Genomic DNA, 24,692 nt, shown 5'->3' on the forward strand with positions numbered 1-24,692 from the left:
TTCCTGGGACGGCGGGACGATTCCCGATTCACTGGTCTCGGCGCCGCTGCGGAAGCGCACGCCGATTCGTAACACCCCGTTAACGCGGAATCCAGAAAGGACTGGAAATGAAGCGCACCATGAAGGGGCTCGCCGGTATCGTCGCCGGCGGCGCGCTGCTGACCTCCGCCCTCGTCGCGGCCTCCGCCGCTCCGGCCTCGGCGGCCACGCCGTGGCGGACCTACCAGTGCGAGGGCCTCCACGCCTCCGTCTCCTACCGGGTGACGAACTCGTGGAACACCGGTTTCCTCGGCGAGGTCAGGATCGAGAACTCCGGCGACGTGATCAGGAACTGGGAGCTCACCTGGGACTGGACCGGCACCCAGCACGTGGCCGGCGTGGGCGGCGTCGGCTACACGCAGATCGGGCGGACGGTGTACGTCAACGGCCTGCCGCACAACAGCGACGTGCCCGCCGCGGGGCAGCTGGGGTTCGACTTCAACTCCGGCGGTGAGGCCGCGGTGCCGGACGCGTTCACGCTGCAGGGCGCCGTCTGCGCCTGATCGCCGCATGAGGCCGACGGCTCCCGCTCACATTCCGGAGCGGGGGCCGTTGTTTCATGAAAAGCGGCCGGCGTTTCATGAAAGGCGCGTCCGGGCCGCCGCGCGTTTATTCTGAAAAGGAGCCGGGTCCCGTCCGGGGCGCATGTTTCATGAAAAGGCGTTTCATGGGAATGACGCCTACTCGCCGGTGAGACGCTGTGTCATCGGGCGCGCGACCGCCGGGGGCCCGGCGCGGGGAATTCCGCTCGGAAACGCCGTTCCGGCGGTGCCGGCGTCGTCAGCGGTCGGTGCCGCGGTCGCGGCGGCGCAGGTAGCGCTCGAACTCGGCCGCGATGGCGTCGCCGCTGGCCTCGGGCAGCTCGGCGGCGTCCTTGCGCTCCTCCAGCTCCCGCACGTATTCGGCCACCTCGCTGTCCTGGGCCGCCAGCTCGTCCACGCCGTGCTCCCAGGCTCGCGCCTCCTCTGCCAGGTCGCCGTACGGCATCGGGATGTCGAGCATGTCCTCGATGCGGCGCAGCAGCGCGAGGGTGGCCTTGGGGTTGGGCGGCTGGGCGACGTAGTGCGGGACCGACGCCCACAGGGACACCGTCCGCAGCCCGGCGGTGCCCAGGGTGTGCTGCAGCACGCCCACGATGCCCGTCGGGCCCTCGTACTTGGTCAGCTCCAGGTTGAGCGCGCGGGCCATGCCGGGGTCGCTGACCGAGCCGGTGATCGGCACCGGCCGGGTGTGCGGCGAGTCGTTGAGCAGCGCGCCGAGCAGGATGGCCAGCTCGATGCCGAGGTCGTGGCAGAGCCCGACGATCTCCGCGCAGAACGAGCGCCACCGCATGTTGGGTTCGATGCCGCGCAGCAGCACCACGTCGCGCTTGGCGCCCGGCGGGCGGGCGAGCAGCAGCCGGGTGGTCGGCCAGACGATGGAGCGGGTCAGGCCGTCGCCGAGCTCGACGACCGGCCGGGTCACCTGGAAGTCGTAGTAGTCCTCAGGGTCCAGCTCGACGAGCGGGGTGGCCTTCCACTCGGACTCGAGGTGCGCGAGCACGCCGCTGGACGCCTCGCCGGCGTCGTTCCACCCCTCGAACGCGGCGATCAGCACCGGGTCGACGAGCTCGGGGAGCCCTTCGAACTCGATCACGCGCCGCCTCCTCACTGGCCTTGTGCACTATGGCTCACTCCAAGACTATTCGGTGAGGGGCCCCGTACGTCACCTCCGCCGGGGCACCGGCCCGTCGCGCTGCCCTGACCAGCGGCTCTCGCCCCGGCGGCCGGGAACCGGGCGCCCCTTACCCGGCCCGTATCCCGGTTTCGCGCGCGCGAACGATATTCGGTTCGGCGGGGCCGATAGGCTTGCTCCATGACCAGCAGACCGTCCTTCCGTACCGTGCTGTCCGAGCGAGTTCTGATCGCCGACGGGGCCATGGGGACGATGCTGCAGTCCTACGACCCCACTCTTGACGACTTCCAGGGCCACGAGGGCTGCAACGACGTGCTCAACGTGAGCCGTCCCGACATCGTGCGTGCCGTTCACGACGCGTATCTGGAGGTGGGGGTCGACTGCGTCGAGACCAACACCTTCAACGCCAACCGCGCGGCCCTTGGCGAGTACGGCATCGAGGACCGCATCTTCGAACTGTCCGAGGCCGGCGCGCGGCTGGCCAGGGAGCGGGCCGACCACTGGTCGACGCCGGACAAGCCCCGGTTCGTCCTCGGCTCGATGGGCCCCGGCACGAAGCTCCCCACGCTCGGCCACCTGCCGTACGAGACGCTGCGCGACGCCTACAGGGACAACGCCGCCGGTCTGATCGCGGGCGGGGCGGACGCCGTGATCATCGAGACCTGCCAGGACCTGCTGCAGGTGAAGGCGGCGGTCGTCGGCGCGAAGCGGGCCGTCGAGGCCGCGGGGCGGGACGTATTGATCATCACGCAGGTCACCATCGAGACCAACGGCGCGATGTTGCTCGGCTCCGAGATCGGCGCCGCGCTGACCGCGATCGAGCCGCTCGGCGTCGACCTGATCGGGCTCAACTGCGCCACCGGTCCCACCGAGATGAGCGAGCACCTGCGCTACCTGGCCAGGCACTCGCGGATCCCGATCTCCTGCATGCCGAACGCCGGGCTGCCGCAGCTCACGGCCGACGGCGCGTACTACCCGCTGAGTCCCGGGGAGCTGGCGGACGCGCACGAGGCGTTCACCCGCGACTACGGGCTCGCGCTGGTGGGCGGCTGCTGCGGCACCACACCCGAGCACCTGCGCCAGGTGGTCGAGCGGGTGGGCGGCCGCGCCCGCGGCGAGCGGCGGCCGCGTCCCGAGGCGGGCGCGGCGTCGCTGTACCAGCACGTGCCGTTCCGGCAGGACACCTCCTACCTCGCCATCGGCGAGCGGACCAACGCCAACGGCTCCAAGGCGTTCCGCGAGGCGATGCTGGCCGGCAACTACGAGGAGTGCGTGGAGATCGCCAGGGCGCAGGCCCGCGACGGCGCGCACCTGCTCGACCTGTGCGTCGACTACGTGGGCCGCGACGGCGTCACAGACATGAAGGAGCTGGCGTTCCGCTTCGCCACCGCCTCGACGCTGCCGATCGTGATCGACTCGACCGAGCCCGCCGTCATCGAGGCCGGGCTGGAGATGATCGGCGGCCGGGCCGTGGTCAACTCGGTCAACTACGAGGACGGCGACGGCCCCGACTCCCGCTTCCAGAAGATCATGCGCCTGGTCAAGGAGCACGGCGCGGCCGTGGTCGCGCTGACCATCGACGAGGAGGGCCAGGCTCGCACCGCGGAGGCGAAGGTGCGGATCGCCACCCGCCTCGTCGAGGACCTGGTGCACAACTGGGGCATGCGGGTCGAGGACATCGTCGTCGACTGCCTGACGTTCCCGATCGCCACCGGGCAGGAGGAGACCCGGCGCGACGGCCTGGAGACGATCGAGGCGATCCGCGAGCTCAAGCGCCGCTACCCGGCCGTGCAGACCACCCTGGGCGTCTCCAACGTGTCGTTCGGCCTCAACCCGGCCGCCCGCATGGTGCTCAACTCGGTGTTCCTCAACGAGTGCGCGAACGCGGGCCTCGACTCGGCCATCGTGCACGCCTCCAAGATCCTGCCGATGAACCGCATCCCCGACGAGCAGCGCCAGGTCGCGCTCGACCTCGTGTACGACCGCAGGCGCGAGGGCTACGACCCGCTGCAGCGGTTCATGGAGCTGTTCGAGGGCGTGGACGCGGCGTCGATGAAGGCCGGCAAGGCGGCCGAGCTGGCCGGGCTGCCGCTGTGGGAGCGGCTCAAGCGGCGCATCATCGACGGCGAGCGCAAGGGCCTGGAGGCCGACCTCGACGAGGCCCTGGCCCAGCGGCCGGCCCTGGAGATCATCAACGACGTGCTGCTCGACGGCATGAAGGTCGTCGGCGACCTGTTCGGCTCCGGCGAGATGCAGCTTCCCTTCGTGCTGCAGTCGGCCGAGGTCATGAAGACGGCCGTGGCCTACCTCGAACCGCACATGGACAAGGTCGAGGGCAGCAGCAAGGGCCGCATCGTGCTGGCCACGGTCAAGGGCGACGTCCACGACATCGGCAAGAACCTCGTCGACATCATCCTGTCCAACAACGGATACGACGTGGTGAACCTCGGCATCAAGCAGCCGGTGTCGGCGATCCTGGAGGCCGCCGAGGAGCATCGGGCCGACGTGGTCGGCATGTCCGGGCTCCTGGTGAAGTCCACGGTGGTCATGAAGGAGAACCTCGAGGAGATGAACTCCCGGGGCATCGCCGGCAAATACCCCGTGCTGCTCGGCGGTGCCGCCCTGACCAGGGCGTACGTCGAGCAGGACCTGGCCGACGTGTATCGGGGCGAGGTGCGGTACGCGCGCGACGCGTTCGAGGGCCTGCGCCTGATGGACGCCTTCATGGCGGTCAAGCGCGGCGAGGACGGCGCGACGCTGCCGCCGCTGCGCGCGCGGCGGGTGAAGACCGGGGCGGTGCTGCAGCGGACCGCCGAGGAGGACCTGCCGGCCCGTTCCGACGTCGCGGCGGACAACCCGGTGCCCACCCCGCCGTTCCTCGGCGACCGGGTGGTCAAGGGCGTCCCGCTGGCCGATTACGCCGCCTTCCTCGACGAGCGGGCGACGTTCATGGGCCAGTGGGGCCTCAAGGCCGCCCGGGGCGGCGAGGGCCCGTCGTACGAGGAGCTGGTCGAGACCGAGGGCAGGCCGCGGCTGCGGATGTGGCTGGAGCGGCTGCAGACGGAGAACCTGCTGGAGGCGGCGGTCGTCTACGGCTACTTCCCCTGTGTCAGCGAGGGCGACAGTCTGATCATCCTGGACGACGACGGCAAGGAGCGGACCCGCTTCACCTTCCCCCGGCAGCGGCGCGACCGCCACCTGTGCCTGGCCGACTTCTTCCGCTCCCGCGAGTCCGGCGAGACCGACGTCGTCGCCTTCCAGGTGGTCACGATGGGCAACCGGATCAGCGAGGCCGCCGCGGAGCTGTTCGCGAAGGACGCCTACCGCGAATACCTGGAGCTGCACGGCCTGTCGGTGCAGCTCACCGAGGCGCTGGCCGAGTACTGGCACGCGCGGGTGCGGTCGGAGCTGGGCATCGGCGGCGACGAGTCGCTGGCCGACATGCTCAAGGTGAACATCGCCGGCTGCCGCTACTCCTTCGGCTACCCGGCCTGCCCCAACCTGGAGGATCAGGTGCAGGTCATGGAGCTGCTCGACCCGTCGCGCATCGGCGTGACGCTGTCGGAGGAGTTCCAGCTGCACCCCGAGCAGGCCACCTCGGCCCTGGTCGTCCACCACCCCGAGGCGAAGTACTTCAACGTCTGACCGGCCGCATGGGCGTCCACGCGCGCCCCTTACCATGTTGGTCCCCCCTGATCGGGGGTCTCACCGGGGGAAGGGGCCACGTGGACGCCGTGCTGTTCGACATGGACGGATTGCTCGTCGACACCGAAGGGGTGTGGTTCGAGGTCGAGACCGAGGTGGTCACCCGCCTCGGCGGAGCCTGGGGCCCGGAGCACCAGGAGCAGCTCGTGGGCGGCTCCTGGGACCGCACCGTCGCGTACATGCTGGAGCTGACGCAGGCCGACGTCGATCCCGCCGTGGTGGGGGAGTGGCTGATCGACGGAATGGAGAGCCGGCTGTCGAGGGGCGTCGAGCCCATGCCGGGGGCCCTCGACCTGCTGCGCGGGCTGGGTGACCAGGGCGTGCGCACCGCGCTGGTCACCTCGTCGCTGCGCGGCATCGCCGACGCCGTGCTCAAGGCCGTGGGCCGGGAGCACTTCGAGATCGTCGTGACCGCCGACGACGTCACCCGCACCAAGCCGCACCCGGAGCCGTACCTGACCGCGGCCGGCCTGCTGTCGGTGGACCCTGAGCGGTGCGTCGCGCTGGAGGACTCGCCGAACGGCGTCGCCTCGGCGACCGCGGCGGGCTGCCGCGTCGTCGCCGTGCCCGGCGTCCTGCCGATCGCCCAGGCGCCAGGGCGGGTCGTCATGCCGTCGTTGCTCGACGTCGACGTGGACTTCCTGCGGTCGCTCGTCCTCTGACGCGGGCCCCCGCGCCGTCGCCTCCGGGGTGCCAGGATGGGGGGTACGCCGTGGACGAAGGGGACCCGCCATGACATATACCGACATCGCCTGGCTGCCGCTGTGCGCCGGCCTTACCGCGGTGGGGATCGGGCTCAGCTATCTGGCCTTCCGGCGCAGGGGGGTGACCGCCGGCCTGCGGGCCACCGCCTGGTCCCTGCTGCCGCTCGCCGCCTACCTCGCCGGCGCGCTGCGGACGCTGTGGAACATCGGCGCGGCCGCGGTGGGCTTCGTGACCGGCCTGGTCCTGTCGCCGGCCGTGTGGGCCGGGGTGGTCCTGGCCGGGCTGTCGGCGCTGCTGTTCGTCGTCTCCGGCACGCTGCGCGGCCGTACCCTCTCTCGGGCCCGTACGGCACGGCCCGAGCCGGCCGGTGCGGCCGCCGCGCCGGAGACGGCGGCGCCCAAAGCAGCGCAAACCGCAAAGAAGGCGCCACGACAGGTCGAACAGCCCGCTGGGGATGATTTCTCGGACATCGAGGACATTCTCAAGCGCCGGGGGATCAGCTGATCATCCCACATCGTGGGACCAAGTTACCGGTCAGTGCAATGTTACGGTTCCACGACACAACCGGAACGGGACGCGGACATTAGCTTCAAGATCAACACGAATGAGTTTCGCGTGAATCACAGTTAAGCCACAGGCCGCCTCCGGGGACTGGTCAGCCCAGCTCAGAGCATAGATTCTGCCTCCGGGGGTCGCACACCACGCGACCCCTTCGGACAATGTCGTCTGGGATCCAGGGGGCCTGCACCACATGGCCGTGCGAGGCAAGGTCGTAACCGGCCGCCGCTTCTCCGCCGGATCGATCCCGGGCTACCCCGAGCGTGTCACCGCTGTCGCGGTCCGCTCGGGCAGGGCGAAGGAGGATCGATGACCGCGCCGATGGACGTCACCGGTGGCGACACGGAGGCCACTCCGGAGGCCGTCGTCGACGGGGTGGGCGGGAAGGCGATCCAGGGCCGGTCCCTCGGCCAGATCGCCTGGATGCGCCTCAAGCGCGACAAGGTCGCGATGGCCGGTGGCGTGATCATCATCCTGCTGATCCTGGTGGCGATCTTCGCGCCGTTGCTGGTGTCCTGGCTGGGGCACCCTCCCGACGAGTGGCACCGGGAGAAGATCGACCCCGCCATCCAGGCCCCGCTCGGCTCGTTCGGCGGCATGAGCTGGGACTACCTGTTCGGCGTCGAGCCGACGACGGGGCGTGACCTGTTCAGCCGGATCGTCTACGGCGCCCGCGTCTCGCTGCTGATCGCGTTCTTCGCCACCTTGCTCTGCGTGGTGCTCGGCACCGTGCTGGGCATCGTGGCGGGATTCTTCGGCGGCTGGGTCGACACGATCATCAGCCGGCTGATGGACATCTTCCTCGCCTTCCCGCTGCTGGTGTTCGCACTGGCGCTGGCGGGCGTCATCCCCGACAGCGCGTTCGGCCTGTCCGGCGACGCGCTGAGGATCAGCCTGCTCGTGTTCATCATCGGCTTCTTCAACTGGCCCTACGTCGGGCGGATCGTCCGCGGGCAGACGCTCTCCCTGCGAGAACGGGAGTTCGTCGACGCGGCCAGGAGCCTGGGCGCGCGCAACCACACGATCCTGTTCAAGGAGATCCTGCCCAACCTGCTTGCGCCGATCATGGTCTACGCGACGCTGCTGATCCCGTCGAACATCCTGTTCGAGGCCGCTCTGTCGTTCCTCGGCGTGGGTGTCAAGCCGCCGACCCCGACCTGGGGGGCCATGCTCGCCGACGCGGTGCACAAGTACAGCGTGGCGCCGAACTACATGATCTTCCCCGGCCTGGCGATCTTCGTCACCGTGCTCGCGTTCAACCTGCTCGGCGACGGTTTCAGGGACGCCTTCGATCCCAAGGCCCGATAACGGCGTGCTTGTCCCTCAGTCAACGTACTTCCGAAGGCAAACAACGACTCCTACAGATGGGGTGTCAGGTCGATGAAGTTCAGATCAATGGCGTCGGCGGTCGCGGTGACCACCGGCCTCGCCCTCGCCCTCGCCGCCTGCGGCGGTGGCGGCAGCGGCAAGAGCGGCGCCAAGTCCGGCTCGGGCGGCGGGGAAGCGCCGTCCAGCGAGTACAACGCCGCGGTCACGCAGGTCGTCAACCCGTCGGACAAGACGGGCGGCACGCTCCGCATGGGCATGCCGGGCGATTTCGACTCGGTCGACCCGGGTGACATGTACTACGGCTACTCGTGGAACTTCGCCCGCCTCTACACCCGCGCGCTCACGATGTTCAAGCCGGTGCCGGGCAAGGAGGGCCTCCAGCTCGTCGGCGACCTGGCCGAGGACCTGGGCAAGCCGAGCGACGACGGCAAGACCTGGACCTACAAGCTCCGCGCGGGCGTGAAGTTCGAGGACGGCACGCCGGTGACGTCCAGGGACGTGAAGTACGGCGTCGCGCGTGCGCTGGACAAGGACGTGCTGCCCAGCGGCCCGACCTACTTCAACGACTGGCTGGACCTCAAGGGCTACACCGGTCCTTACAAGATGAAGGGCAAGCTCGACGACCTCAAGGCGATCGAGACGCCCGACGACCAGACCATCGTGTTCCACCTCAAGAAGCCGTACGGCGGCTTCGACTACTTCGCGATGCTCCCCATCACCGCTCCGGTGCCCGAGGCCAAGGACACGGGCTCGAAGTACAAGGAGCACCCGGTCGCCACCGGCCCGTACATGTTCAAGAGCCACGAGCTCGGCAAGCGGATCGAGCTGGTCAAGAACCCGAACTGGGACCCGAGCTCCGACCCCAACCGCAAGCAGCTCAACGACTCCATCGAGGTGCTGCTGGGCCAGAACGAGGACGACCTCGACCAGCGCCTGATCTCCGGCAAGCTGGACGTGGTGGTCAACAGCAGCGGCGTCGGGGCCAACGCCCGGGCGAGCGTGCTGACCGATCCCAAGCGCAAGCAGTACGCCGACTCGGCGGCGCTGTCCCGCACCTGGTTCGCCAACCTCAACGGGGACGTTCCGCCGCTCGACAACATCCACTGCCGCAAGGCCGTGCTGTACGCGGCGGACCGGTCGGCCATCCAGGGCGCCTTCGGCGGTCCCGAGGCCGGCGGCGACATCGCCCTCAGCCTCATGCCGCCGGTGATGACCGGCTACCAGAAGATCGACCCCTACGGCGTCGAGGCCCACCCGACCGGTGACCTGGACAAGGCCAAGGAAGAGCTCAAGGCGTGCGGCAAGCCGGACGGCTTCAGCACCTCTGTTTCCTTCCGCAACGAGCGCGACGCCGAGAAGCAGACGGCCGAGGCGCTGCAGCAGTCGCTCGGCAAGGTCGGCATCAAGCTCGACCTCAAGGGCTACCCGCAGGGCGACTACTTCAAGCTCTACGCCGGCAAGCCCGACTTCGCGAAGAAGAACGGCCTGGGCATCATGCTCTACGGCTGGGGCGCCGACTACCCCGAGGGCTACGGCTTCTTCCAGCAGATCGTCGACAGCCGGACCATCCGTCCCGCCGGTAACACCAACCTCAGCGTGAAGGACCCGGAGATCGACAAGCTCGTCGACGCCGCCGCCGCCGCGACCGACGACGCCACCCGTGAGAAGGCCTGGGCCGACGTCGACGCGAAGGTGATGGACGACGCGTACGTCCTTCCCTACGTCTGGGCCCACAGCCTCTTCTACCGGCCGCCCACGCTGAAGAACGTCTTCGTCAGCCAGAACTGGGGCATGTACGAGTACCTCACTCTGGGCACCCAGTAGTCCGCGTTCCCGGGAGACACCACGATCTCCCGGGAACCCCCCTGGAACCTCTGTCGAAGGCAGGTGAAGGTCTGACGGCCGGGCGACCCGGCCGTCAGACCGAGATCAGTGGTCACATACATAATCAAGCGGCTGATAGCGGCTGTCATGCTGCTCTTCGTGGTGAGCATCGCCACGTTCGCTATCTTCTTCCTCGTTCCCCGGCTCGCCGGTATGTCTGCTGACGACCTCGCCTCTCGTTACGTGGGCAAGGCGGCCAATGCCGAGATCATCCACGACACGGCCGTCAGGCTGGGCTTCTACGACCCGCTGGTCGTCCAGTACGGGCGGTTCGTGAAGGGCATCTTCCTGGGGATCGACCGGAACTACGGCCCCGGCGTTGAGCACTGCCCGGCCCCCTGCCTCGGCTACTCGTACGTCACGCAGAACCCCGTCCTGCCGGACCTGCTCGACCGCCTGCCGGTCACACTCTCGCTGGCGGCCGGCGCGGTGGTGGTCTGGGTGGTGTTCGGTGTGGCGACGGGCGTCGTCTCGGCGCTGCGGCGGGGCAGCTTCTTCGACCGGCTGTCGATGGGCGTCGCGCTCGCGGGAGTCTCGCTGCCCATCTTCTTCACCGGCATCGTCTCTCTCGCGATCTTCAGGGACAAGCTCGGGCTCGTGGGCGACGTCGCCGACTGGGTTCCCATCGAAGAAGATCCGTTGACCTGGGCCAACAACCTCATCCTGCCGTGGGTGACGCTCGCGTTCCTCTACGCGGCCAGCTACGCCCGCATCACGAGGGCGGGCATGCTGGAGACGATGGGGGAGGACTACATCCGCACGGCGCGGGCGAAGGGCCTTCGCGAGCGGTCCGTCGTGGTGAAACACGGCCTGCGCGCCACGCTCACCCCCCTTCTCACCATGGTCGGTCTCGACCTGGGCCTGCTGCTCGGCGGCGCCGTCCTCACCGAGAGCACGTTCTCGCTGCCGGGCCTGGGCAAGTACGCCGTCGACGCCATCGGCCACAACGACCTCCCGCAGGTGATGGGCGTCACGCTGATCGCGGCCGTCTTCATCGTCGTGGCCAACCTGGTCGTCGACGTCCTGTACGCCGTCGTCGACCCGAGGGTGAGGCTGGGATGAGCTTCCTGGAACTGAAGGACCTGCGGATCCACTTCCCGACCGACGACGGCCTGGTCAAGTCCGTCGACGGGCTGTCGTTCACGCTGGAGCGGGGCAGGACGCTCGGCATCGTCGGGGAGTCGGGCTCCGGCAAGAGCGTGACCAGCCTCGGCATCCTCGGCCTGCACAAGGGCGGGCGCGCCCGCATCTCCGGCGAGATCTGGCTCGACGGCGAGGAGCTCGTCGGCGCGAGCGCCGAGCACGTGCGCACGTTGCGCGGCAAGAAGATGGCGATGATCTTCCAGGATCCGCTGTCGGCGATGCACCCGTTCTACACGGTCGGCGACCAGATCGTCGAGGCGTACCGCATCCACAACGACGTCGGCAAGAAGGTCGCGCGCAAGCACGCGATCGACATGCTCGGCCGGGTGGGCATTCCACAGCCGGAGCGCCGCGTGGACAGCTACCCCCACGAGTTCTCCGGCGGCATGCGACAGCGCGCGATGATCGCGATGGCGCTGAGCTGCGACCCCGAGCTGTTGATCGCCGACGAGCCGACCACGGCCCTCGACGTGACCGTGCAGGCGCAGATCCTCGACCTGATGCGCGATCTGCAGCGCGACTTCGACGCCGCGCTGATCGTCATCACCCACGATCTCGGCGTCGTCGCCGAGCTGTCCGACGACATCCTCGTGATGTACGGCGGCAAGTGCGTCGAGTACGGCACGTCCGAGGACATCTTCGAACGGCCCGAGCACCCCTACACGTGGGGCCTGCTCGGCTCGATGCCGCGCCTGGACCGCGAGCCGACCGAGCGGCTGCTGCCGATCAAGGGCTCCCCGCCCTCACTGATCAACGTGCCGTCCGGCTGCGCCTTCCACCCGCGCTGCGCCTTCGAGGAGCGTACGGGCGGGCGGGCCAAGACGGAGGTCCCCGAGCTGCTGGAGACCGAGGGCGGTCACCTGGTGCGCTGCCACCTGCCGCGCGAGCGGCGGCGCGCCATCTGGGAGAACGAGATCAAGCCGAACCTGGAGGCTTCGTGAACGAGGAGCCCTTGCTGTCCGTACAGGGGCTGGAAAAGCACTTCCCGATCACGAAGGGTCTGCTCAAGCGGCAGGTCGGTGCGGTCAGGGCCGTCGACGGCATCAGCTTCGACGTGAAGAAGGGCGAGACCCTCGGCCTGGTCGGCGAGTCGGGATGCGGCAAGACCACCACCGGACGCCTGATCACCCGGCTCATCGAGCCCACCGGCGGGAAGATCCTGTTCGACGGCAACGACATCACGCACATGTCCCAGGGCCGGCTGCGCCCGCTCCGCCGGGACGTGCAGATCATCTTCCAGGACCCCTACAGCTCGCTCAACCCCCGGCACACGGTGGGCGCCATCGTGGGGGCGCCGTTCCGGATCCAGGGCATCAAGACCGAGCAGGGCACCAAGAAGGCGGTCCAGGAGATCCTCGAACTGGTCGGCCTCAACCCCGAGCACTACAACCGCTACCCGCACGAGTTCTCCGGCGGACAGCGGCAGCGCATCGGCATCGCCAGGACGCTCGCGCTCAAGCCCAAGCTGATCATCGCCGACGAGCCGGTGTCCGCGCTCGACGTGTCGATCCAGGCCCAGGTCGTCAACCTGCTGGAGGACCTGCAGAGCGAGCTCGACCTCACCTACGTGGTGATCGCGCACGACCTGTCGGTGGTCCGGCACATCAGCGACCGCGTCGCGGTGATGTACCTCGGCAAGGTCGTCGAGATCGCGGACCGCAAGGGCCTGTACGAATCGCCGATGCATCCCTACACCAACGCGTTGTTGTCGGCGGTGCCGATCCCGGACCCGAAGCGGCGCAAGGAGCGGGAGCGGATCCGGCTGCAGGGCGACGTGCCCTCGCCGCTCAACCCGCCGCCCGCCTGCCGGTTCCACACCCGGTGCTGGAAGGCGCAGGAGATCTGCAAGCAGGTCGAGCCCCCGCTGGCGACACTCGCCCCCGGCCACCAGGTGGCCTGTCATTTCCCCGAGAACGCCCCTTCGGGCGGCACGGCCGCGGCCCCTCAGGAGACGGCCGTCTGAACTTTCCGCCGGTACGGCTCCCGCCGTCTTCCCCCCAGATGGTCAGCGCAGACGGTCCGCGGGAGCCGTACCGGCGCGGCGTGTTCCGCAACCTCGGCCACGCCACTGTTCCGACGGTATCGGCCCGCCCGCCCGTCCGGCATCGGCCTCTCGTACGACTCGCGTCCACCACCAGGGGAGGACCGGGCCCGCCTCGCTCCTCCCGAGTTGTAGATCGAAGGTCAGGAGAAGGCGCCGGGGACGATCAGACCGGTCTCGTACGCGAGCACGACCGCCTGGACCCGATCGCGCAGCCCCAGCTTGGTCAGCACGTTGCCCACGTGGGTCTTCACGGTCGTCTCGCTGACCACGAGCCGGGCGGCGATCTCGGCGTTCGACATGCCCTTCGCGATCAGGCCCAGCACCTCGAGCTCGCGCTCGGTGAGCCGGTCGAGCCGTGTGGGGGTGGCCTGCCGGTGCGCGGAGGGAAGCCGGGTGGCGAACCTGTCCAGCAGCCGCCGGGTGACGCTCGGCGCCACGATGGCGTCGCCCGCCGCCACCACCCGGATCGCCTGGACCAGCTCGTCCGGCGGCACGTCCTTGAGGAGAAACCCGCTCGCGCCCGCGCGCAGCGCCTCCACGATGTACTCGTCCAGGTCGAAGGTCGTCAGCACGAGCACCTTCGGCACGTGGGCGCTCGGTGCGGCCTCCCGCACGATGCGGCGGGTCGCCTCGATGCCGTCGGTGCCGGGCATGCGGACGTCCATGAGCACCACGTCGGGCATCAGGGCCCTGGACTGGTCCATGGCCATCGCGCCGTCGCCCGCCTCGCCCACGACGGTGACGTCCGGCTCCGCCTCCAGGATGAACCGGAACCCGGTGCGCAGCAGCGGCTGGTCGTCGACCAGCAACACCCGGATCGTCATCGTGCGTCCGTGCTGGGATGGGCGGCGGGCCGCCGGGTGGAGGGAGACACCCTGATCGTCATGCTGTGTCCTCGGGGGAGCTGTGCTTGAGGGAGCTGTGCTTGAGCGGGCTGTGACTGAGGGGGCTGTGACTGAGGGGGAAGTGAGCCCGGACCTCGAATCCGCCCCCGGTGCGGGGACCGATCCGCAGGACTCCACCATAGAGCGCCACGCGCTCGCGGATGCCCACGAGCCCGTGGCCCTTGCCCTCGACCCGCACCGACTCCTCCGCCGTGCCGCGCCCGTCGTCCTCGACGCGGATGCTGAGCTCGTTCGGCTCGTGCCGTACGGTCACCCAGGCGCGGGCGGTGGGCCCGGCGTGGCGCAGGCTGTTGGTCAGCGCCTCCTGCACGAGCCGGTAGGCGGCCAGGTCCACCCCGGGCGGCAGCCCCCGCCGCTCGCCCTCGATCCACAGCTGGGTCCGCAGCCCCGCCTCGCGCATCTGGTCCACCAGCGCCGGCAGGTCGTGCATGCCCGGCTGCGGCCCGCGCTCGGCCGGGCCGTCGGTGCGCAGCACACCGACGATGCTGCGCATCTCCGCCATCGCCGTACGGCCCATCTCCTCGATGGCGGTCAGGGCGTCCCGCGCGACGTCGGGCTTGGTGTCGAGCATCCTGCGGGCGGCGGCGGCCTGGACCGTCATCACGCTCACATGGTGGGCGACGACGTCGTGCAGCTCCCGGGCGATGCGGGAGCGCTCCTCTGCCCGGGCGGCCCGCGTGTCGGCCTCCCGCGCACGCTCCAGCCGGTCGGCCCGATGGACCAGCTCGGCGAGGTAGGCGCGGCGCAGCCGCACCGCCCGGCCGCACACCCAGCACAGCAGCATGACGGTGGCCACGACGACGTGGTTGGTCCAGGAGACCGGGAGGGGCGCGACGCCGGCCACGGCGGCGTAGGTGGCGAAGGAGACGACCAGCGCGGCCAGGCTCAACGCCAGCCCCCGGTGGGCGGCGACCGAGTAGAGGAGGACGAATGCGCCGATCCCGCTCAGGCCGGGGCTGTAGCCGAGCACGATCATCCCCACATCGGGGAGGGCGGTGGCCACCAGCAGCGCGAACGGCCGCTGCCGCCGCAGCGCCAGGGGCAGCGTGCAGGACGCCGCCAGCGCCAGGTTGAGCGCGTCCGGCGGGCGGGCCGGCGCGGGTGCGCCGACCCCATGCTGGGCGAAGGCGACGATCGTCCACAGGGACACGATCGTCAGCACCACCGCGAGGACGGAGTCGGAGAGCAGGGGACGAGCCCGAAGCCAGGACCGCGTACTGCCGGGGGTGGTGCGCACGTACCAAATCTAGGCGGTCGCCGCCCGCGTCCACCCTGCCCGGGAGGGATATCCCCCTCCTCCCCGCGGAGGAGCCGCGCGGAGGAGTCCGAGCGATCCGGATGTGAGCGCCCCGATGAGCGAAGCGGGAGACACCGAGCGAGCCGATGGGGTGCGCCGCCGGTCTGGACTGAGGAGCGTGTGGGAGCGGAGCGACCGAGCGCGACGAGGGAAGACGGCGGGAGTGAGCGCTCCGACGGCGGACGCGGGGAACACGGTCACAGCTCGTCGCTGGCAGACCTTCTGCTGACGCGGGCGGACAGCCCGGGCTCGCGGTCGGGCACGGGCGGCGGGGTGCCGCCGAACTCCGGGCACAGCGCCTGGTGGTCGCACCAGTCGCACAGCCGCGAGCGGCGGGCGCGCCACTCGCGGGTGCGCACGGCACGCTCGATGGCCGCCCAGAGCGCCTCCACCTTGCGCTCGGTCGCCCGCAGATCCGCCTCGTCGGGGACGTACCGGATGATCTCGCCGTTGCCCAGGTACATGAGCTGGAGCATGCGGGGGACCTGGCCGCTGCGCCGCCACAGCGCCAGCGCGTAGAACTTCATCTGGAACAGCGCCTTGGCCTCCCACTCGCGCCCCGGCGCCGTGCCCGTCTTGTAGTCCACGACCCGCATCTCGCCGGTCGGGGCCACGTCGAGCCTGTCGATGTAGCCGCGCAGCAGAAGCCCGCTGTCGAGCACGACCTCGACGTACATCTCGCGCTCGGCCGGCTCCAGCCGCTGCGGGTCCTCCAGCGTGAAGTATCGCTCGACCATGCCGCGGGCCTGCTTCAGCCAGGCGTCCCGCTCCGCGTCGTCCTCGAACAGACCCGCGTAGTCGGGCTCCTCGTCGAGCAGCCGCCGCCACTGGGGCTCCAGCAGGTCCTGCGCGGCGGCGACGGTCCGCGCCTCCGCGGGCAGGTCGTAGAGCCGTTCGAGGACGGCGTGAACGAGCGTGCCCCTGACCGCGGCGGCCGAGGGCCGCTCGGGGAGCTGGTCGATCACCCTGAACCGGTAGAGCAGGGGGCAGGTCATGAAGTCACCGGCCCGGGAGGGGGAAAGCGCCCCGATGACGGCGCGCTCTTCGGCGAGGGTCATGCCCCGAACTGTAGGACACCGGGCCGACAGAACGCTCCCGCCCCGCCTTCCCCGGAGCCTCGCACGGTACGCAACGGGCGGGCGAGCTCTTAGGCTGATCTCACCTCGTGGCACGTAGCATCGAGGGGCGTGGAAGGGGAAGGCGGCCACATGAGCACACCTGTCAAGGAGTCCACCGGGCTGCGGATGGGACGGCCGTTCGGCATCCCCGTCTACGTCTCGCCCACCTGGCTCATCGTGGCGGCGTTCATCACGATCAGCTTCCAGCCGCAGTTCGCCGACATGCTGCCGGGCTACAGCGAGACCGCGGCGTACGCCGTCGCGCTGGCCTTCGCCGTCCTGCTGTACGTCTCGGTCCTGCTGCACGAGCTGGCGCACTGCGTCGTGGCCAAGCACTACGGCCTGCCGGTGCGCCGGATCACCCTCTACATGCTCGGCGGCGTCTCGGAGATCGAGCGCGAGCCCGAGACGGCGGGCCGGGAGTTCAACGTGGCCTTCGCCGGGCCGCTGCTGTCGCTGGGGCTGGCCGGGATCGGGGCCCTGGCGGAGGCGTTCGTCGTGCCATCGGGCGGCCTGGCACAGGTGCTGGTGTGGCAGCTGTGGCTGTCCAACCTGATCGTCGGACTGTTCAACCTGCTGCCCGGCCTGCCGCTCGACGGCGGCCGGATGCTGCGGGCGGCCGTGTGGAAGGTCAAGCGGGACGCGGGCACGGGCACGATGGCCGCCGCGTGGGTCGGCCGCGGTGTCGCGGTCGCGGTGGTCGTGGTGCCGCTGCTGATGAATCTGATGGCGGGGCAGGAGCCCGGCATCGGGAGCATGCTCTGGACGGTGGTGCTGGCGTCCTTCATCTGGCTCGGGGCCTCCCAGTCGCTGCGGGTCGCCCGCGTACGGGCCCGGCTGCCGCAGTTGCGGGCCCGTACGCTGGCCCGCCGGGCGGTCGCGGTCACCGCCGAGGTGCCGCTGTCGGAGGGCCTGCGCCGGGCGCGGGAGGCGGGCGCGGGGGCCATGGTGGTGGTCGACCACGACGGGCGGCCGGTGGGCATCGTCAACGAGACGGCGATCAACGCCACTCCCGAGCAGCGCAGGCCGTGGGTGAACGTCGGCGCCCTGTCACGCGCACTGGAGCCCTCGCTCGTGCTCGGCGCCGATCTCGAGGGGGAGTCCCTGCTCGACGCCATGCGGGACAGTCCGGCACCGGAATACCTGCTGGTCGAGCGGGGCGGGGAGATTTACGGCGTGCTCGCCACCACCGACGTCAACCGCATGTTCACCGGTGTGTGAGCGCGGCGCGGCGACCGCGGCCCCCGGCGCTCCGCGCACTGTGGTGTGGTGCGTTCCGCGCACTCGTCCGACGGGTCACCGGGGACTAGGGTGCTGACCGGGACCGGGACCGGCGGGTGCCGTTCGGCCGCCCGTCGCGCGCTCCCGCAGGCCGGTTCATCACTGTTTTTTGCTAATTTCTGGGGTGATCGATCCGGCACGTGGCGTGCCGGCGATGGTGCCGGTCATCCGGTGGCGTTTCCGGAGGGAGAACTTCTGTGACGGAACAGGGCGTGGGGGTGGTCCGCCCGCTGCCGGGGGAGGGCGTGGTCGCCCATCTGAACGGTTTGCTGCTCGTGTGCGCCACCGGTGGCGACCAGCCGGTGGAGGACCTGCTGGGCGCGCTGAGCGAGACCGCCACGACGGGAGGGGACGGCCGGGCGCTGGCCCGGCGGGTGGCCCAGGTCCTGGCGCGCGCCATGGAAAGGTCGATCGGCGTCGAGCCGGCGGCCTGCGCGGTGGCCGGACCGGCCGGGGGCGGCGTGGCCGTGCTGGTCAGCGGGGCCGCGTACGCGACCGTGTCGGGCGGCCCCGACGGCGAGGTCCGCCTCGCCGGGCACGACGCGCTGACCTGGACCGACCGTCTCGTCAGCGGCCCGGTGTCCCGGGTCGAGCTGCGCCTGCCCGGAGCGGGCCCGTCGAGCCCGTACGCCCGGCTGGACGGCGGCGTGGTCACCGGTGCCGGGCTGGAGTGCGACCTCACCCAGCACGGCGACCTCGCGTTCCCGCCGCTGCCCCCGCGCCCGCCGCAGCCGCAGCCGCAGCACCAAGGTCAGCAGAGCGTGCAGCCCTCGCAGATCGGGGCCCCGGAACCGATCGCCCCGCGCGGGCCCGTGGTGCCGTCGCCCGTGCCGCCGCCCGTGCCGCCGCCCGTGCCGCCGCCGCCCGTGCCGCCGCCGCCCGCGTCGCCGTTCCCGGCCGGGTCGCCGCCCGGCCCCGAGCACGGAGCGCCGTCCCTGGGCTCGTCCCAGCCGCTCCCGATGCCGCCCGGTCCGCCGCCGTCCCACGTCTCCCAGCCGCTGCCGCCGGTCGTCCCCGATCCGGGACCGTCGCACCACTCGGGACCGCAGCCGCTGCCTTCGCTGCCTGAGCCCGCCGAGGACCGGGACGCCCCGCAGCACGATTCGGGTCCCCACGACCTGGGCGGGCTGCTGCACGACCTCGGCGGGCCCGACGGCCCGCCGAGCGGGCCGTTCGAGCCGGTGCCGCACGTGCCCGCCGAGGAGGAGCCGGGCGAGGCGACCCAGATGGACGTGCCGCCCGAGCCCGGTCAGCGGCCGATGGTCTACGGCGTCGACTGCAAGAACGACCACTTCAACGACCCGCGCGCGCCCTACTGCGCGGTCTGCGGAATCCCCATCGACCAGCGGGCGGTGGTGCCGTACAAGGGCCCCAGGCCGCAGCTCGGGGTGCTGCTGCTCGATGACGGCGTGGCGCTGCCGCTGGAGGCCGACTACCTGCTGGGCCGCGACCCCGAGCGCGCGCCCGAGGTGCAGTCGGGCGAGGCCAGGCCGGCCAAGGTCACCAGCCCCGACGGCTCGGTGTCGCGCCGCCACCTGCGCGTCTTCCTGGACAACTGGGACGTCAACCTGCTCGACCTGGGCTCGGTGAACGGCACGCAGATCCAGCCGCCCGGCGACCCCAACTTCTACGACATCCCGCCGAACGAGCCGGTGCCGATCCTGCCCGGCACGACCGTGCGCGTCGGCGTCTCGCGCACGATGCGGTACGAGCCCCACCGCAACGCCTGACGATTCCCGCGGCCGCCGGGGCCACCGGCTCCCGGCGGCCGGATCAGGCGGATCAGGGGCGCAGCCGCTCGATCTCGCTCAGGATCAGCCGTTCCAGCCGCTCGCCGGTGACCTGCGACGGGTACAGCAGACGGTGCACGCTCAGTCCGTCCACGAGCGCCAGCAGCCGTTCCGCGACGTCCTCCAGGTCCTCGTCCGTACGGATCTCACCGGCCTCGGCGGCGGACCCGAGCAGGCTCGTCACCAGATAGCGGAGCTCGGCGGCCTCCCGCCGCTGGACCTCCAGCAGCGCGGGGCTGGTCAGGCTGCGTCCCCAGAAGCCCACCTCCAGCCCGGTCTCGCCGGCCCGCTCCTCGTCCAGCGGCACGTTGTCGAGCAGCAGTTCGCGCAGTGCCGCCAGGCCGGTGCGGCCGGACAGCTTGTCCCGCAGCCGGTCGGCGATCCGGCGATGGGACGCCTCCAGGGCCGACAGCAGGATCTCGTCCTTGTCGGCGAAGTAATGCGTGAGCACGCCGTTGGAGTATCCGGCCTCCTTGGCGATGGCCCGCGTGGTCGCGGCCTCGATGCCCTCGCGCAGGATGATCCGGCGGGCCGCCGCGACGACCTCGCCCCTGCGCTCCTCGTGATTGACGATCTTCGGCATGGTCCACCACCTCGGTTGACATTTTAGTCGGGCGCCCGTCTATTATCCGCTCATGACGGTAGTGACGGTCGGCGTACATATCGTCGACGTCCTGGCCCGCCCGGTCGAGTCCATCCCGGCCGGTCAGGACACCCACCTGCTTGAGCAGATCCGCATCACCGCGGCGGGAGCGGCCGCGGGCACGGCCGTGGCCCTGGCGAAGATCGGCGTGCCGGTCGCCTCGATGGGCGCCGTCGGCGACGACGAGCTGGGCGACTTCCTCCTGATGATCATGGCGCGGCACGGCGTCGACGTGAGCGGCGTGGTGCGCAGGGCGGGGGAGCAGACGGCGGCCTCGATCCTGCCCATCCGCCCCGACGGCGGACGGCCGTCGTTCCACGTGCCCGGGGCCAACCTGGGCCTGGCGACCGCCGACCTCGACGCCGCCCGCCTGACCGCCGCGAAGGTGGTGCACCTCGGCGGCATGGACGTCACCTGGGGCCTGCACGACCCGGCCTTCTTCGCGCTGCTCGGCAAGGCCCGCGAGGGCGGCACGACCGTCACGCTGGACCTGCTGTCGAACATGGCCGACCTCATGCCCGGCGTGCGCGCGTTCCTGCCCCACGTCGACTACCTCCTGCCCAACGAGGAGCAGGCGCTCATGCTGAGCGGGGCGCCGACGCCCGAGGAGGCCGCGGCCGCGCTGCTCGCCGAGGGCCCGAAGGGCGTGATCGTCACGTTGGGGGCCGCCGGCAGCCTCGTGGCCACCGCCGACGGAGTCACCCGGGTGCCCGCCCTGGACGTGCCGGTGGTCGACACCACGGGCTGCGGCGACGCGTACTGCGCCGGATTCGCCGCCGGACTGCTGCACGGCCGGGACGTCCTCGGCGCCGCACGCCTCGGCACGGCCGTCGCCGCGAGGGTCGCGGGCGGTCTCGGCTCCGACGCCGGGCTGGACGGCTTCGTCCCCGGCGACCCCGGCCCGGACGCCTGATCCCGGCTCAAACCTCCCCCGATTCCCCCGATCTCAGGAGTGCCGCCCATGTCCCTCGACGCCTCCCTGCGGGCCCGTGCCGCCGCGGTCATCCCCGGCGGCATGTACGGCCACCTCAACGCGGCCCTGCACGGGGACCGCTACCCCCAGTTCTTCGTCCGGGCCGAGGGCGCGCGCCAGTGGGACGCCGACGGCCGCGAGTACGTCGACCTGATGTGCAGCTGGGGCCCGATGATCGTCGGCCACCGGAACCCGAAGGTGGAGGCCGCCGCGGCGGCCCAGCAGGCGGCGGGCGACTGCCTGAACGGTCCCGGCCCGGTCATGGTGGAGCTCGCCGAACTCCTGGTGGACCTCATCCCCTCCGCCGACTGGGCCATGTTCTCCAAGAACGGCACCGACGCCACCACGCAGGCCCTCATGGTGGCCAGGGCCGCCACGGGCAGGACCAAGGCGCTGGTCGCCCACGGCGCCTACCACGGCGCCGACCCCTGGTGCACGCCCAGCCTGAACGGGGTCACCCCCAACCAGCGGGCGGACACGATCGAATTCACCTACAACGACCTCGCGAGCGCCGAGGCCGCCGCGGCCCAGGCGGACGGCGACGTCGCCGCCATCCTGGTCACCCCGTTCAAGCACGACTCGTTCGAAGACCAGGAGGACGCCGACGCGGACTTCGCCCGGGGCGTGCGCGCGCTGGCCGACCGGCTCGGCGCGGCGCTGGTCATCGACGACGTGCGCGCCGGATGGCGGCTGGACCTGCGCGGCTCGTGGGAGCCGCTCGGGGTGCGGCCCGACCTGACGGCCTGGAGCAAGGCGATGGCCAACGGGTTCCCCATCGCGGCGCTCACCGGGACCGACGCGCTGCGCGGGGCCGCCCAGACGCTGTACTCCACCGGCTCCTTCTGGTTCTCCGCCACCGCGATGGCCGCCGCCAAGGCGACGATCGAGATCCTGCGCGAGACCGACGGCCCCGCGCTCATGCACCGGGCCGGGACCCGGCTGCGCGAGGGGCTCGCCGCCCAGGCGGCGGCGCACGGCTTCGTGGTCCGCCAGACCGGCCCCGTGCAGGTGCCGTGGCTGTCCTTCGAGGGCGACGACACCCTGGAGAAGGGCATCGCCTGGGCCGGAGCCTGCCTGGAGGAGGGGGTCTACCTGCACGCCTGGCACAACTGGTTCCTGTCGGCCGCGCACACCGACGAGGAGATCGACCGGGCCCTCCAGGGGACCGACGCCGCCTTCGCCAAGCTGCGGGCCGCGTACGGATCCGACTGAGGGACCGGCGGACACCGGCGTGGCCGGGACGCCCGGGCGTCCCGCGCCGCGGACGCCCCGCGCTCGGGCACCGGGTTCCGGGCGGTGCCCGAGCGCGGCAGGTCCGTTCCCCTCAGGGGCGTGTCCTGGCCCACTGGATGTCGTCCAGGCGGGAGCCTCCCGGGCCGGGCAGCAGCCCCTCGACGAGGTGCTCCCGGACGAACCCCGCCCGTTCGAGCACCCGTTGCGAGGAGGTGTTGCCCGGCGTGGTCCCGGCGACGATCCGGCGCAGCGGGGTGTGCGTGAACGCCCACTCGGCCAGCAGGTTCACGGCCCGCGTCACCATGCCGCGCCCGCGGTGGGCGGGGTGCAGGCTGTAGCCGAGCATCGCCTGCCCGAGCGGCGGGACGACGCCGGTGAGCTGGATGTCCCCGGCGAACGCGCCGGTGCGGGCGTCCCTGATCGCGATGTCCGCCCGCTGTCCGGTCAGCCACCGGTGCCCGGCGTACCTGCAGACGACCTCGATCTCGGCGTACGACGGCTCCGCCGGCGGCACGTGCGAGTCCATCACGTCGGGCACTGACGCCAGCGCGAAGTAGTCGGCGGCGTCGGCGGTGGTCAGCGGTGTGAGCCGGACGACGCCGTCGGTGAGCGAGCCGCCGGGGAACCCTCCGGGGAAGAACGGCAGGAAGGGCGTGATCGGGTCGCCGGGGTCGGTGCTCAGCCGCCCGAAGGCGGCGATGTCGGCGGGGGTGCCGCCCCGGGGAGTTCCGGCCCCGCGCAGCACGCCCTCGTGGGCGAAACCGCACCGGAGGGCGACGTGCTGGCTCGCGACGTTCTCCACGTCGGTGAGCAGCCCGATCCGGGGGACGCCCCGGGCGAAGGCCCGTTCGGCGAGCGTTCGCACGACGGCCGTGACGACGCCGCGCCCCCGGGCCCACGGCGCGAGCCAGTAGCCCACCTCCGTCGCGCCGAACCGGTCCGGCGGCTTGAGCATCGCCGTCCCGAGGACCTCGTCCGTGACCGGGTCGGCCACGACGAAACCGGCGCCGCCGTTCTCCCACACCCCGGGCATGGTCTTGGTGATCCACGCCAGCGCGTCGTCCCGTGAGTACGGCGAGGGAAGGAAGGGGATGAACCTCGCGATATCGGGGTCGGCACAGGCTCGGGCGATCTGGTCGGCGTCCCCCTGGACCGGCGGGCGCAGAACGGCCGGCCCGGCAGGGATCGCCTCTTGGGGCAACATGTCCCATTGTTACCAGCGGTGACACCGTACCGGCCAGGTGTTTTCCCGGCCGGCCCCGCCCCCGCCCCTCCGCTGTGGCCTCCTCCTCCGCCTTGCGATGCACCACTCCGGACACCGCTCCGCCGGGCAAATCTCGTCGGTCGCGGCACTAGCCTTTTCCGCATGGGTTTTCGCAGGCACGGCCCATTCCAGGCCGGAGATCAGGTTCAGCTCACCGACCCCAAGAACAAGCGGCACACGGTGACGCTGAAAGAGGGCGGCGTCTTCCACACGCACAAGGGGTCGATCCCGCACGACGACCTGATCGGACAGCCCGAAGGGTCCGTGGTGCGGTCCTCCGGCGGCACGGCGTACCTGGCGTTCCGGCATCTGCTCGCCGACTACACGGTGTCGATGCCGCGCGGGGCCGCGGTGGTCTATCCGAAGGACGCGGCCCAGATCGTCGCCATGGCCGACGTCTTCCCCGGCGCCCGGGTGGTGGAGGCCGGCGTGGGATCCGGCGCGCTCACCTGCTTCCTGCTGCGCGCGGTCGGCCCGGAGGGGAGGGTCACCTCCTACGAGCGGCGCGCGGACTTCGCCGAGGTGGCCACCAAGAACGTGGAGAAGTTCTTCGGCGGTCCGATGGGGCAGTGGCGTCTGGCGGTGGGCGACTTCGTCGACGCGCTCGACGAGACGGACGTGGACCGCGTCATCCTCGACATGCTCGCCCCTTGGGAGTGTGTTGACGCGGCGGCGAAGTCCCTGACCCCAGGGGGAGTTATTTGCTGCTATGTTGCGACAACTACCCAGATGTCCAGAACCGTGGAAACACTGCGGGAGCACGGGAGTTTCACCGAGCCCCACGCGTGGGAGACCCTGGTTCGCGACTGGCATGTCGAGGGCCTCGCCGTACGGCCCGACCACCGCATGGTCGGCCACACGGGGTTTCTCGTCACGGCTCGTCGCATGGCGGACGGCGTCACGCCCCCGCCGCGGCGCAGGCGCCCCGCAAAGGGGGCGTACGGAGAGGGGATCGAACAAGGGTGACAATTCGGCCACAACCCGGCAAAGCCGCGTGACACGGGAACATTTGGGTGTGTTCCTAATGGTGACCCGAACAATCGGTCCATAAGGTATCAAACGCCGAACACCCAACGTAACTACACGAACACTGCCCGGCCAGGTTAC

At 71.0% G+C, this 24,692-nt stretch carries 20 protein-coding genes; 14 read left to right on the top strand and 6 right to left on the bottom strand.

What is annotated here, in order from left to right; all coding sequences use genetic code 11:
* Positions 1 to 107 precede the first annotated feature (107 nt).
* Positions 108 to 542 (top strand): cellulose binding domain-containing protein, encoded by a 435-nt coding sequence (locus AB0O28_RS17770; RefSeq protein WP_363641301.1) that lies wholly within the window; start codon positions 108 to 110, stop codon positions 540 to 542.
* A 277-nt stretch (positions 543 to 819) separates the two neighbouring features.
* Here AB0O28_RS17770 and AB0O28_RS17775 read toward each other — a convergent pair whose 3' ends face one another.
* Positions 820 to 1,674, bottom strand: a complete 855-nt coding sequence (locus tag AB0O28_RS17775) for a PAC2 family protein (protein WP_357054844.1) — start codon at positions 1,672 to 1,674, stop codon at positions 820 to 822.
* 219 nt (positions 1,675 to 1,893) lie between these two features.
* Between AB0O28_RS17775 and metH the strand changes: the two genes are divergently transcribed.
* From metH to AB0O28_RS17815, 8 genes are all read left to right on the top strand, one after another.
* Positions 1,894 to 5,358 (top strand): methionine synthase, encoded by a 3,465-nt coding sequence (gene metH, locus AB0O28_RS17780; RefSeq protein WP_363641303.1) that lies wholly within the window; start codon positions 1,894 to 1,896, stop codon positions 5,356 to 5,358.
* Positions 5,359 to 5,438: 80 nt separating this feature from the next.
* Positions 5,439 to 6,080: an HAD family phosphatase gene (locus AB0O28_RS17785; RefSeq protein WP_363641305.1), complete on the top strand. Its 642-nt coding sequence runs from the start codon at positions 5,439 to 5,441 to the stop codon at positions 6,078 to 6,080.
* 70 nt (positions 6,081 to 6,150) lie between these two features.
* Positions 6,151 to 6,627, top strand: a complete 477-nt coding sequence (locus AB0O28_RS17790) for a cellulose synthase (RefSeq protein ID WP_363641307.1) — start codon at positions 6,151 to 6,153, stop codon at positions 6,625 to 6,627.
* A 363-nt stretch (positions 6,628 to 6,990) separates the two neighbouring features.
* Positions 6,991 to 7,989, top strand: coding sequence for an ABC transporter permease (locus AB0O28_RS17795; protein WP_363641309.1), 999 nt, complete (start codon positions 6,991 to 6,993; stop codon positions 7,987 to 7,989).
* Positions 7,990 to 8,061: 72 nt separating this feature from the next.
* Positions 8,062 to 9,834: an ABC transporter substrate-binding protein gene (locus tag AB0O28_RS17800; RefSeq protein ID WP_363641311.1), complete on the top strand. Its 1,773-nt coding sequence runs from the start codon at positions 8,062 to 8,064 to the stop codon at positions 9,832 to 9,834.
* Between the two features lie 108 nt (positions 9,835 to 9,942).
* Positions 9,943 to 10,956, top strand: coding sequence for an ABC transporter permease (locus AB0O28_RS17805; RefSeq protein WP_363641313.1), 1,014 nt, complete (start codon positions 9,943 to 9,945; stop codon positions 10,954 to 10,956).
* Positions 10,953 to 11,978, top strand: coding sequence for an ABC transporter ATP-binding protein (locus tag AB0O28_RS17810; protein ID WP_363641315.1), 1,026 nt, complete (start codon positions 10,953 to 10,955; stop codon positions 11,976 to 11,978). The genes AB0O28_RS17805 and AB0O28_RS17810 overlap by 4 nt, the downstream gene beginning before the upstream one ends.
* Positions 11,975 to 13,000: a dipeptide ABC transporter ATP-binding protein gene (locus tag AB0O28_RS17815; RefSeq protein ID WP_363641317.1), complete on the top strand. Its 1,026-nt coding sequence runs from the start codon at positions 11,975 to 11,977 to the stop codon at positions 12,998 to 13,000. The genes AB0O28_RS17810 and AB0O28_RS17815 overlap by 4 nt, the downstream gene beginning before the upstream one ends.
* 221 nt (positions 13,001 to 13,221) lie before the next feature.
* Here AB0O28_RS17815 and AB0O28_RS17820 read toward each other — a convergent pair whose 3' ends face one another.
* The 3 genes from AB0O28_RS17820 to AB0O28_RS17830 all read right to left on the bottom strand — a co-directional run bounded on the left by AB0O28_RS17820 (position 13,222) and on the right by AB0O28_RS17830 (position 16,341).
* On the bottom strand, positions 13,222 to 13,905 hold the full coding sequence (locus tag AB0O28_RS17820) for a response regulator transcription factor (protein WP_363641319.1): 684 nt from the start codon (positions 13,903 to 13,905) through the stop codon (positions 13,222 to 13,224).
* A gap of 58 nt (positions 13,906 to 13,963) precedes the next feature.
* Positions 13,964 to 15,223 (bottom strand): sensor histidine kinase, encoded by a 1,260-nt coding sequence (locus AB0O28_RS17825; protein WP_363641321.1) that lies wholly within the window; start codon positions 15,221 to 15,223, stop codon positions 13,964 to 13,966.
* A 257-nt stretch (positions 15,224 to 15,480) separates the two neighbouring features.
* Positions 15,481 to 16,341 (bottom strand): PD-(D/E)XK nuclease family protein, encoded by an 861-nt coding sequence (locus AB0O28_RS17830; RefSeq protein WP_363641323.1) that lies wholly within the window; start codon positions 16,339 to 16,341, stop codon positions 15,481 to 15,483.
* Between the two features lie 150 nt (positions 16,342 to 16,491).
* Here AB0O28_RS17830 and AB0O28_RS17835 point away from each other — a divergent pair, with 150 nt between their 5' ends.
* The gene (locus AB0O28_RS17835; protein WP_363641325.1) at positions 16,492 to 17,622 is read left to right on the top strand and encodes a site-2 protease family protein; all 1,131 of its coding nucleotides are present in this window, start codon (positions 16,492 to 16,494) and stop codon (positions 17,620 to 17,622) included.
* 257 nt (positions 17,623 to 17,879) lie between these two features.
* Positions 17,880 to 19,412, top strand: a complete 1,533-nt coding sequence (locus AB0O28_RS17840; RefSeq protein ID WP_363641327.1) for an FHA domain-containing protein — start codon at positions 17,880 to 17,882, stop codon at positions 19,410 to 19,412.
* A 52-nt stretch (positions 19,413 to 19,464) separates the two neighbouring features.
* On the opposite strand, the gene AB0O28_RS17845 is transcribed toward AB0O28_RS17840, so the two are convergent.
* Complete coding sequence (locus AB0O28_RS17845; protein WP_363641329.1) at positions 19,465 to 20,055, bottom strand: TetR/AcrR family transcriptional regulator; 591 nt, start codon at positions 20,053 to 20,055, stop codon at positions 19,465 to 19,467.
* 52 nt (positions 20,056 to 20,107) lie between these two features.
* Here AB0O28_RS17845 and AB0O28_RS17850 point away from each other — a divergent pair, with 52 nt between their 5' ends.
* Together AB0O28_RS17850 and AB0O28_RS17855 are read left to right on the top strand one after the other, a co-directional pair.
* On the top strand, positions 20,108 to 21,028 hold the full coding sequence (locus tag AB0O28_RS17850) for a PfkB family carbohydrate kinase (protein WP_363641331.1): 921 nt from the start codon (positions 20,108 to 20,110) through the stop codon (positions 21,026 to 21,028).
* A 48-nt stretch (positions 21,029 to 21,076) separates the two neighbouring features.
* Positions 21,077 to 22,300 (top strand): aminotransferase class III-fold pyridoxal phosphate-dependent enzyme, encoded by a 1,224-nt coding sequence (locus AB0O28_RS17855; protein ID WP_363641333.1) that lies wholly within the window; start codon positions 21,077 to 21,079, stop codon positions 22,298 to 22,300.
* 112 nt (positions 22,301 to 22,412) lie between these two features.
* Here the strand turns inward: AB0O28_RS17855 and AB0O28_RS17860 are convergent, their stop codons facing one another.
* On the bottom strand, positions 22,413 to 23,525 hold the full coding sequence (locus AB0O28_RS17860) for a GNAT family N-acetyltransferase (protein WP_363641335.1): 1,113 nt from the start codon (positions 23,523 to 23,525) through the stop codon (positions 22,413 to 22,415).
* Positions 23,526 to 23,687: 162 nt separating this feature from the next.
* On the opposite strand from AB0O28_RS17860, the gene AB0O28_RS17865 reads away from it, so the two are divergent.
* Positions 23,688 to 24,551, top strand: a complete 864-nt coding sequence (locus AB0O28_RS17865; RefSeq protein ID WP_363641337.1) for a tRNA (adenine-N1)-methyltransferase — start codon at positions 23,688 to 23,690, stop codon at positions 24,549 to 24,551.
* The last annotated feature ends 141 nt before the right edge of the window (positions 24,552 to 24,692 follow it).

It is taken from the genome of Microbispora sp. NPDC088329, assembly GCF_040685655.1.
Classification (GTDB): domain Bacteria; phylum Actinomycetota; class Actinomycetes; order Streptosporangiales; family Streptosporangiaceae; genus Microbispora.

What these genes read in the sequence shown, in the direction of transcription:
- AB0O28_RS17770 (WP_363641301.1), top strand. Translation starts at nt 108, where the DNA reads ATGAAGCGCACCATGAAGGGGCTCGCCGGTATCGTCGCCGGCGGCGCG.
- metH (WP_363641303.1), top strand. Translation starts at nt 1,894, where the DNA reads ATGACCAGCAGACCGTCCTTCCGTACCGTGCTGTCCGAGCGAGTTCTG.
- AB0O28_RS17790 (WP_363641307.1), top strand. Translation starts at nt 6,151, where the DNA reads ATGACATATACCGACATCGCCTGGCTGCCGCTGTGCGCCGGCCTTACC.
- AB0O28_RS17795 (WP_363641309.1), top strand. Translation starts at nt 6,991, where the DNA reads ATGACCGCGCCGATGGACGTCACCGGTGGCGACACGGAGGCCACTCCG.
- AB0O28_RS17800 (WP_363641311.1), top strand. Translation starts at nt 8,062, where the DNA reads ATGAAGTTCAGATCAATGGCGTCGGCGGTCGCGGTGACCACCGGCCTC.
- AB0O28_RS17810 (WP_363641315.1), top strand. Translation starts at nt 10,953, where the DNA reads ATGAGCTTCCTGGAACTGAAGGACCTGCGGATCCACTTCCCGACCGAC.
- AB0O28_RS17820 (WP_363641319.1), bottom strand. Translation starts at nt 13,905, where the DNA reads ATGACGATCCGGGTGTTGCTGGTCGACGACCAGCCGCTGCTGCGCACC.
- AB0O28_RS17830 (WP_363641323.1), bottom strand. Translation starts at nt 16,341, where the DNA reads ATGACCCTCGCCGAAGAGCGCGCCGTCATCGGGGCGCTTTCCCCCTCC.
- AB0O28_RS17835 (WP_363641325.1), top strand. Translation starts at nt 16,492, where the DNA reads ATGAGCACACCTGTCAAGGAGTCCACCGGGCTGCGGATGGGACGGCCG.
- AB0O28_RS17845 (WP_363641329.1), bottom strand. Translation starts at nt 20,055, where the DNA reads ATGCCGAAGATCGTCAATCACGAGGAGCGCAGGGGCGAGGTCGTCGCG.
- AB0O28_RS17850 (WP_363641331.1), top strand. Translation starts at nt 20,108, where the DNA reads ATGACGGTAGTGACGGTCGGCGTACATATCGTCGACGTCCTGGCCCGC.
- AB0O28_RS17855 (WP_363641333.1), top strand. Translation starts at nt 21,077, where the DNA reads ATGTCCCTCGACGCCTCCCTGCGGGCCCGTGCCGCCGCGGTCATCCCC.
- AB0O28_RS17860 (WP_363641335.1), bottom strand. Translation starts at nt 23,525, where the DNA reads ATGTTGCCCCAAGAGGCGATCCCTGCCGGGCCGGCCGTTCTGCGCCCG.
- AB0O28_RS17865 (WP_363641337.1), top strand. Translation starts at nt 23,688, where the DNA reads ATGGGTTTTCGCAGGCACGGCCCATTCCAGGCCGGAGATCAGGTTCAG.